This is a genomic window from Bacteroidota bacterium, assembly GCA_034723125.1.
In the GTDB taxonomy this organism is placed as follows: domain Bacteria; phylum Bacteroidota; class Bacteroidia; order CAILMK01; family JAAYUY01; genus JAYEOP01.
The window spans coordinates 1-8,136 of sequence record JAYEOP010000501.1 but is presented as its reverse complement, the minus strand read 5'-3'; the positions used below and the strand labels follow the sequence as shown (position 1 = coordinate 8,136).

Annotated in this window: 6 protein-coding genes; 3 read left to right on the top strand and 3 right to left on the bottom strand. The window is 29.8% G+C overall.

Annotated features, from left to right (window positions below; translation table 11 throughout):
• Positions 1–368: 368 nt before the first annotated feature.
• Together U9R42_12990 and U9R42_12985 are read left to right on the top strand one after the other, a co-directional pair.
• The gene (locus tag U9R42_12990) at positions 369–1,598 is read left to right on the top strand and encodes an MFS transporter (protein MEA3496934.1); all 1,230 of its coding nucleotides are present in this window, start codon (positions 369–371) and stop codon (positions 1,596–1,598) included.
• A gap of 10 nt (positions 1,599–1,608) precedes the next feature.
• The gene (locus tag U9R42_12985) at positions 1,609–2,019 is read left to right on the top strand and encodes a threonyl-tRNA synthetase editing domain-containing protein (GenBank protein ID MEA3496933.1); all 411 of its coding nucleotides are present in this window, start codon (positions 1,609–1,611) and stop codon (positions 2,017–2,019) included.
• Between the two features lie 454 nt (positions 2,020–2,473).
• Here the strand turns inward: U9R42_12985 and nhaD are convergent, their stop codons facing one another.
• The 3 genes from nhaD to U9R42_12970 form a co-directional block, all read right to left on the bottom strand.
• Positions 2,474–3,853: a sodium:proton antiporter NhaD gene (nhaD, locus tag U9R42_12980; GenBank protein ID MEA3496932.1), complete on the bottom strand. Its 1,380-nt coding sequence runs from the start codon at positions 3,851–3,853 to the stop codon at positions 2,474–2,476.
• Positions 3,854–4,051: 198 nt separating this feature from the next.
• Complete coding sequence (locus U9R42_12975; protein MEA3496931.1) at positions 4,052–4,759, bottom strand: SAM-dependent methyltransferase; 708 nt, start codon at positions 4,757–4,759, stop codon at positions 4,052–4,054.
• Positions 4,760–4,763: 4 nt separating this feature from the next.
• Positions 4,764–6,035 carry a hemolysin family protein gene (locus U9R42_12970; GenBank protein MEA3496930.1) on the bottom strand — a complete coding sequence of 424 codons (1,272 nt, stop codon included), beginning with the start codon at positions 6,033–6,035 and terminating at the stop codon, positions 4,764–4,766.
• Between the two features lie 126 nt (positions 6,036–6,161).
• Here U9R42_12970 and U9R42_12965 point away from each other — a divergent pair, with 126 nt between their 5' ends.
• Positions 6,162–7,664, top strand: coding sequence for an NAD(P)H-hydrate dehydratase (locus U9R42_12965; GenBank protein MEA3496929.1), 1,503 nt, complete (start codon positions 6,162–6,164; stop codon positions 7,662–7,664).
• Positions 7,665–8,136: the final 472 nt, after the last annotated feature.

The window sequence follows — 8,136 nt, the reverse complement described above, 5'->3', positions numbered from 1 at the left end:
TTAGTGGTCATTTGCTTCGCTGTCATTTAATTGTCATTAAGTTGTTTATTCGTAACACATTACTTTAAGTACTTTAGGCACTCTAGGCACTTTAAGTACTTCTTTTTGTTTGTTTGGAATTTGACTGTGAATTGTTGACTGTTTTTGAATGCTGACTGAAGACTGCCGACTGTGGACTGTTCTTGACTATTATAGGAGGTAATACTAAACCGTCATCAAATTAATTAAGAAGAAACTAGTATTATGCCAATGGATTAGCATAGCTTGTACTGCAAAATTTCGGTACAAGCTATGATAACCTTTCGGTATAAGCGGTAAAGTTAAAGTTTTTGTTTCCTTTATTCTTTAAAAGAATAAATTTGCAATCTATGCAAATATCAGCAAAACGATCGGAAATAAACTTTAAGAGTTTTTTGTGGCATTCAATATTTTTAGCCTTGGCTTCCAATTTTATGGATATTGACACAATTATTCCTTCTATGCTTATCAAAGCAGGAGGAACGCCAATGCATCTGGGACTGTTGACTGCCATCATGTTAGGTGGCACAAAAATATTTCAATTAATTTTTGCATCTGATATTTCTAAAAAGACATTCAAGAAAAAATATTTACTTATTGGAATAAACATAAGGGTTGTTTCTTTAATTTTACTTGCGTTGCTTTTTTACAAATCTGCAAATCTGGATGGAAATACAATTATTCTTTCAATATTTGTGCTGATAACAATTTTTGCTTTAAGTGGTTCTTATTCTGCTATTTCTTATAATGATATTTTTGGAAAATCGATAAAACAAGAAAGCAGGAAACACTTTTTTTCATTGAAACAAACAATTAACAGTATTGGTGTTTTTCTTTCTGCTTTAATAGTTAGAGATTTGGTAAAAAGATTAGAATATCCTAATAATTTTGCACTATTATTTTTTGTAGCAGGGCTTCTTTTATTGATAGCTACCTTTGGTTTTTGGAATTTGCGTGAAATTCATTCCAAAAGTATTTATAAAAAAAATATCTTTGATTTTTTCCGATTGATTCCCAAAGAAATAAAAAAGAATCCAAACTTAAAAAATTACCTTTTTATAATCAATAGTTTAGGCTTGGGCATTAGTATTTTGCCTTTTCTTATTCTTTTTGCAAAAGATAATTTTGGACTTTCTTACAAGCTAATTGGAAATTTTTTGTTGTTCAGAACTATTGGAATGTTGATAGCAAGTTTGGTTTTTTATAAAGTTTCTAAAAAAGTTAATTATAAAATTCTTTTGAAATTCAATTTGATATTAGGTGCTTTATTGCCTTTAATAGCCTTGTCTTTTGGTGGAAATCAAGTGCTATATCAATTGTTGTTTATTTTTTCAGGAATTTTTGTTGCCATTTATAAAATAAGTGACAATGGCATTTTGATGGAAATTTCAACAAATGAAAACCGTGCTTTATACACGGGGATTTCAGGAGCAGGAAGTATTTTGACAACAATCTTTCCTCTAATTGCAGGTTTTTTAATTTCCTCATTAGGCTATGTTGTAGTTTTTGCACTAGTTTCTTTTATTGTATTGTTTTCTTTTATTTTTGTAAAAAAATTAGATTGCTATAAAACATTTTAAAACAAAAATTATGAAGTTACTAATGATTTACATGGATAGTTTTTCATATAATCCAACGATAAAAACAATTGAATCGATGCCTGATTTTAATGAAGCTAAGTCATTTGAAAAAGTTCAAGCTGCATTTATTCAGGTGGAAGAAGAAGATGAGGAAAATGAAACCGCAGTGAAAAAGAAGTTATTAAAAAATCTTAAATGGGTTGCAGGTAAAAATAATTGTAAGCATGTGATTTTGCATTCTTTTGCACATTTATCCGAAAGTAAAGCTTCACCTGAATTTACAAAAGCACTTTTTGATAATATTGATGAAAGATTAACAAATTCAGCTTATAAAGTTGATCAAACTCCCTTTGGTTATTTTTTAGATTTAAAAGTTGATGCTCCGGGATATTCTCTTGCAAGAGTATTTAAAAGTTTTTAGTGAAAAATGTTTTTATAGAACCTCCCTTTAGAACATTTAGGCATAAAAATACAAAAGGTTATTATAATGACCAAAAGTCATAACTAAAAGCTATAATAATGTCGAAAAGACTATTTTTTGACTTATGTAACTGATACCACGTTCGCTGTAGCTTTAGCAGTTGCGAAACAAGGAATAAAGAATTTTGAAGTAAAAAGATGAGGCTGAGCAATTTTTGTGGTCAGCAAATTTCATTATTCATAATTCCTTGTTCAATATTCGATATTTTCGCGACAATATATATGCTGAGCGGTTATAAACTGCGTTTTACTATAGCGTATAAACGAAAAATAATCAATACGTTAAACATAATATCAAAGCTCAAATTATAACCATCCGAAGTATAGGAATAAATTATGGTAGCTGTGAGAATCGGTAATAAATGCTTGAGACAGCACTACTAAATCAGTAATCCTTACAATGCAAACATCAAATAATAAACTCCTGCACCTGCAAAATATCCTAACATGGCTAATAAACTAATTTTTTTCATGTACCAAATAAAATCAATTTTTTCCATTCCCATTGCAGCAACACCTGCGGCTGATCCAATAATAAGAATGCTACCACCTGTTCCTGCACAATATGCAAGGAATTGCCAAAACTGTCCGTCAATACTCATAAATCCTGTTGCTTCAATAGAGTACATACCCATTGCACCTGCAACTAATGGTACGTTATCAACTATTGATGACAATAATCCAATTGCTAAGTTTATAATGTAAATATTACGTCCTGTTGCTTCATCTAAAAAATTAGCCAATATTGTTAGATGTCCTGCTGATTGCAAGCTTGCTACAGCAAGCAATATTCCTAAAAAGAATAAAACAGTAGGAACGTCAACACGTGTTAAAATACCAACAACAGTAAGCTTTGTATTTGTTTCTTTATGCCTTCTTTTTTGAATTATCTCAGTAATTACCCACAAGTTACCTAAACCCAATAACATTCCAAGATAAGGAGGAAGATGAGTAATATTTTTAAAAACAGGAACAAAAAGTAAAGAACCGACACCTATAATTAAAACTAAAATACTTTCTCTTTTGGAAACAAAATTTTGATCCTCAACTTCAGAATCTGAAAGATCAGGTCTTTTAATATTGCCTTTAAGAATAAAAGACAATACAATTAATGGGACAACCATGGCTGCTACACTTGGTAGAAAAACATCTCTAATAATTGGTATAGTTGTAACCTGTCCTTTTACCCAAAGCATTATGGTTGTAACATCACCAATTGGAGACCAAGCACCACCGGCATTCGCTGCAAGAATTATCATACTTGCAAAAAACCATCTGTCTTCTTTTTTTTCAACGAGCTTTCTGAGTAATGCAACCATCACAATAGTTGTTGTAAGGTTATCTAATGCTGCTGACATGAAAAAAGTAAGAATACTTAATATCCAAAGAAGTTTAACTTTCTTTGTAGTTGTTATTTTATCTGTAATAACTTTAAATCCTTCGTGCTGGTCAACAATTTCAACGATTGTCATAGCACCAAGTAAAAAGAAAAGTATTTCTGAGATTTCACCAAGATGATGTAATATTTCATGATGACCAATCCAATCCGTTATGCTCCCGTTAGGATTGTGATGAATATAGCTTTCCCATCCACCATGTACATGACCAAGAATACTTTCTACGTATGCAACAATATCGGAGCCTGACATAATAAATACCACCCATGTTAAAACACCAATTAATAGAGCAGAGGCGGATTTGTCAATTTTTAACGGATGTTCAAGGGCAATTGCTGCATATCCCAGAACAAAAATGATAAGCATTAAATAAAACATAAAATTATTTTTTAATCTACTTTTTTTAAAAAGTGCAAATGTAAAAATTAATATTTCATTATATTATAATATTTGAATTTGTTTTTTGAAAAAAAATAGAAAAAATTTCAAAAAAGGTAATTAGTACCTCTTAGAAAACTATCTATTTATAATTTTCTAGAGTTTTCTAAGAGACACTAATTACACAGTAGTGAAATACTATGCTGTACCTATGACAAAAACAGCAGGTATTTTATGAAAACTTTTATTCTGCTTTTTCCATTCTTCTATTGAAAGGGTTAAAATCTCTTCATTGGAAGTAGAGATGTTAGCAGCAATTGATAGTTGGGTTTTTGCTTTACAAACTTTTAAAATATCTTTTAGAAGTTGAGTATTTCTGTATGGTGTTTCTATAAATATTTGAGAATAACCTGTTTTTAAAGCTGTTTTTTCAATTTCTTTTATTGTTTTCACTCTTAAATTTGAATTTATTGGCAAGTATCCATGAAAAGTAAAAGACTCTGCATTTAAACCTGAAGCTGCAAGTGCAAGTAAAATAGAAGATGGTCCTGAAAGTGGAATTACTTGAATGTTGTTTTCATGAGCAAATCGAATTATGTTTTCACCCGGATCAGCAACAACGGGAAATCCTGCATCTGTCATTATTCCAAAATCATTTCCTTTTATCAAAGATTGCATCATTTTCGACACATCTCTTTCTGATGTATGTTTGTTTAATTCAAAAAAATAAATGTTATCAAAAGGTGGCTTTACCCCTGCTTTTTTCAAAAATGCTCTTGCCTGTTTTAGATTTTCTACGATAAAATATTTTAGTCCTTTTATTATCCTGAGATTATATTCAGGAATAGACCTTTCAATAGCTGTATCTCCCAATAGTGTTGGAATTAAATAAAGTTTTCCGAGCATTAGTTTAGGATAATTTAATCTTTAATTGAATTTCATTAATTCTATTTTCAGTAGCTTTAAGTATTTTGAAATCAAATCTATCACATTTAATAATTTCATTTTCTGTGGGTATGTTTTCATGTAAATGAAGTATAAGCCCTCCTAATGTTTCGTAATCCCCCTCAGGTAATTCAAAATTATATTTTTCATTTAAATAATCAATTTCATGTCTTGCAGAAAAAACAAATTTTCTGTCGTCAATTTTCACTTCCTTCAAATGTTCTTTGTCGTGCTCATCTTCAATTTCTCCAAAAATTTCTTCCAAAACATCTTCAATGGTTACAAGCCCTGCTGTTCCACCAAATTCATCAACAACAAGCCCTAAACTCCTTCTGTTTTCTGTAAATAATTTTAATAATTTATTTGCAGGCATCGACTCAACAATAATAATTATTGGTCGTAAAATATCATTCAGGGATTTTGGATTACCAAAAATATCTATCATGTGAACATATCCGATAATGTTGTCAATGTCTTCTTTGTAAATTAGTATTTTTGAATGACCTGTGTTAATAAAAATTTGTTTAATCTTACTTAATGATTCATTTACACTTACAGCTTTTATCTCAGGTCTTGGAACTAAACATTCACGAACTTTTACATTTGGCAAATCAATAACATTTTTAATCATTTGCTTATCCAGTTCAATATTTTCTGTTTCATCAAGGTTTTCACTTTCTTGTTCCGAAAGATAACTGAATAAGTCATAAAAATCAAATGATTGCTTTTTATCTTTTATTTTAATCCCGGGTATTCTTAAAATTCCTTTTGAAGTATAGCTGATTATTAAATTAATGGGATAAAGAGTTACAAATATTATCCAATAAGGAATTGCAAGAATATTTAATATCCTGTTGGGATTTATGAGAAACAATGCTTTGGGTAAAAACTCAGCAAATATTAAAATTATGATAGTTGATATTAGTGTGAGAACGAAAAAAGAAACTATTGGAATTGTAATTCCAAAAATACCTGTATCGGGATAAATATATTCAAATATTTTTGTGAATATCATTCCATAAATTACAAGAGCTATATTGTTGCCAATTAAAGTGTTAGTAATAAAATTGGAAGGATGATCAATAAAATAAGACAGCAATTTTGCAGAAGTTTTTCCTTGTTTTCTATCAAGTTCAATTTTAAGTGGTTTTGCTTGATAAAATGCAATTTCCAATCCTGAAAAAAAAGCAGAAATGGCAAGACTCAAAATCAGAAATGACAAATAATATTGTAGCATTAAAATAGATTTTAATAATAACTACTGCAAAGTTAATCAATTATTTTTACACAATAAATGTAAAATTAATCTTAAATTTATGGTGTTAAAAAATATGGTCGTACATCATTTATAATGAAATTTATAATGAAAATTTTAAGTAGAGAACAAATACAAAAAACAGATGCTTTTACAATAGAAACTGAGGCAATAAAATCAATAGATCTTATGGAAAGAGCCGCAGGGGAATTTGTAAAGCAAGCAATAAAGGTAGTTGATAAAAAAAATATTATAAATATCTTTTGTGGTAAAGGGAATAATGGTGGGGACGGATTAGTAACATCACGATTACTTATTGAAAAAGGGTTTAAAATAAAAACCTTTATCGTTAATTATACCGATAAATCTTCTGATAATTTTGATATAAATTTAAAAAGACTTCAAGAAATACCCAAGGCGGAAATAGTTAATATTTACAGCGGAAAGGATTTTCCTGAAATTGGTTTATATGAAATTGTTATTGATGCTATATGGGGAACAGGAATGACAAAAGCTGTAAGGGGTTTCTCCAGAGAATTGATAAAAGGAATAAATAATTCAGCTTCGGTAATTATTGCCTTGGATATTCCATCAGGTTCATTTTGTGATACTTTTAATGAGGATGAAGCAAAAATTAAAGCAAATTATTCTTTTAGTTTTTACCCTCCAAAGCTCTCATTTTTTATGCCTGAAAATGAAAATTTCATGGGCAACTGGAAGTTTTTGGATATAGGTCTTGACAAAAATTTTATTTCACGACAAAGCTCGGATTACTATTTTATTTCAAAAAAGGATATAGTTCCTCTCTTGAAAAAAAGAAATAATTTTGACCATAAAGGAAAATTTGGACATGCGTTAATTATTTCAGGCTCTTATGGAAAAATTGGTGCTACTGTTCTTGCATCAACTGCTTGCCTGAGGTCTGGAGCAGGCTTAGTTTCTACTTTAATTCCTGAATGTGGATACAATATTCTTCAAACAGCAGTGCCTGAAGCAATGGTATTTAGCGATACTGACAATAAAATAATTACTGACCTTCCCGATTTGAAACAATTTAGTGCTGTTGGTATTGGTCCGGGTATAGGAACTGACAGCAAAACAGTAAATGCAATAAAAAAATTATTAGAAACATTTAAAAAGCCAATTGTTATTGATGCTGACGGTATAAATATTCTTTCACAAAATAAAGAGCTATTATCATTATTGCCAAAAAATACAATTTTAACCCCTCATATCGGAGAGTTTGAAAGACTTGTTGGCAAATGTGTTAATCATTTTCAAAGAATAGAAAAACTTAAGGAATTTTCAAAAAAATATAGATGCATAGTTGTTTTAAAAGGTAAATATTCTGCCATTGCAACAACTAACGGGAAAGTATTTTTTAATCCTACAGGAAATTCAGGAATGGCAAGCGGAGGTAGCGGAGATGTTTTAACAGGAATAATTACAGCTTTGTTAGCACAAAATTATCTCCCTGAAAATGCTGCAATTTTATCTGTTTATATTCATGGCTTAGCCGGAGATATTGCTGAAAAAAAATATGGTAAAGAAGCAATGATTGCAAGGGATATAATTGAAAAGCTCCCTAAAGCATTTAATAAAATTCAATAATAAAGAGGTAATACTAAACCGCTATCCAGATGCTGATTAAGAAAATAAATTATTTTTGTTTTGTTTTTCTTCACAAAATTCTTGCATAGCCATAGCTACGGAATAATTTTTTGAATAAAAACAGAGCGAAAAGAAATGTTTTAATTTCAGTATCTTGATGGCGATTTAGTATAAGAGTTTACTTTCGGTTTCTCCTTCTATCGAACCTTGGCAGGCAGGTTTAACTATGAAACTATGTTAGGTACCGTATTTATTTTACTAAATTTTCTGCTTACAAAGTTATTAAATTATGGAACATAATGTTCATGTTTACAACTAATTGTAGCATGAAGTATCTGTTTTCTTACCTGCTGGGCTTTCTTTTTGGGTCATTTATTTTTACAAGGTCTTGTCTAGTGTCAAAGATGTCAGTTATTAATATTCCTTCTTTTACTTTTTTATAAACAATCTTGTAGTTTACGGAGACTAAATA

Coding starts and splice junctions, on each gene's coding strand:
- U9R42_12970 (MEA3496930.1), bottom strand. CDS start 6,035: ATGCTACAATATTATTTGTCATTTCTGATTTTGAGTCTTGCCATTTCT.
- U9R42_12975 (MEA3496931.1), bottom strand. CDS start 4,759: ATGCTCGGAAAACTTTATTTAATTCCAACACTATTGGGAGATACAGCT.
- nhaD (MEA3496932.1), bottom strand. CDS start 3,853: ATGTTTTATTTAATGCTTATCATTTTTGTTCTGGGATATGCAGCAATT.
- U9R42_12985 (MEA3496933.1), top strand. CDS start 1,609: ATGAAGTTACTAATGATTTACATGGATAGTTTTTCATATAATCCAACG.
- U9R42_12965 (MEA3496929.1), top strand. CDS start 6,162: ATGAAAATTTTAAGTAGAGAACAAATACAAAAAACAGATGCTTTTACA.
- U9R42_12990 (MEA3496934.1), top strand. CDS start 369: ATGCAAATATCAGCAAAACGATCGGAAATAAACTTTAAGAGTTTTTTG.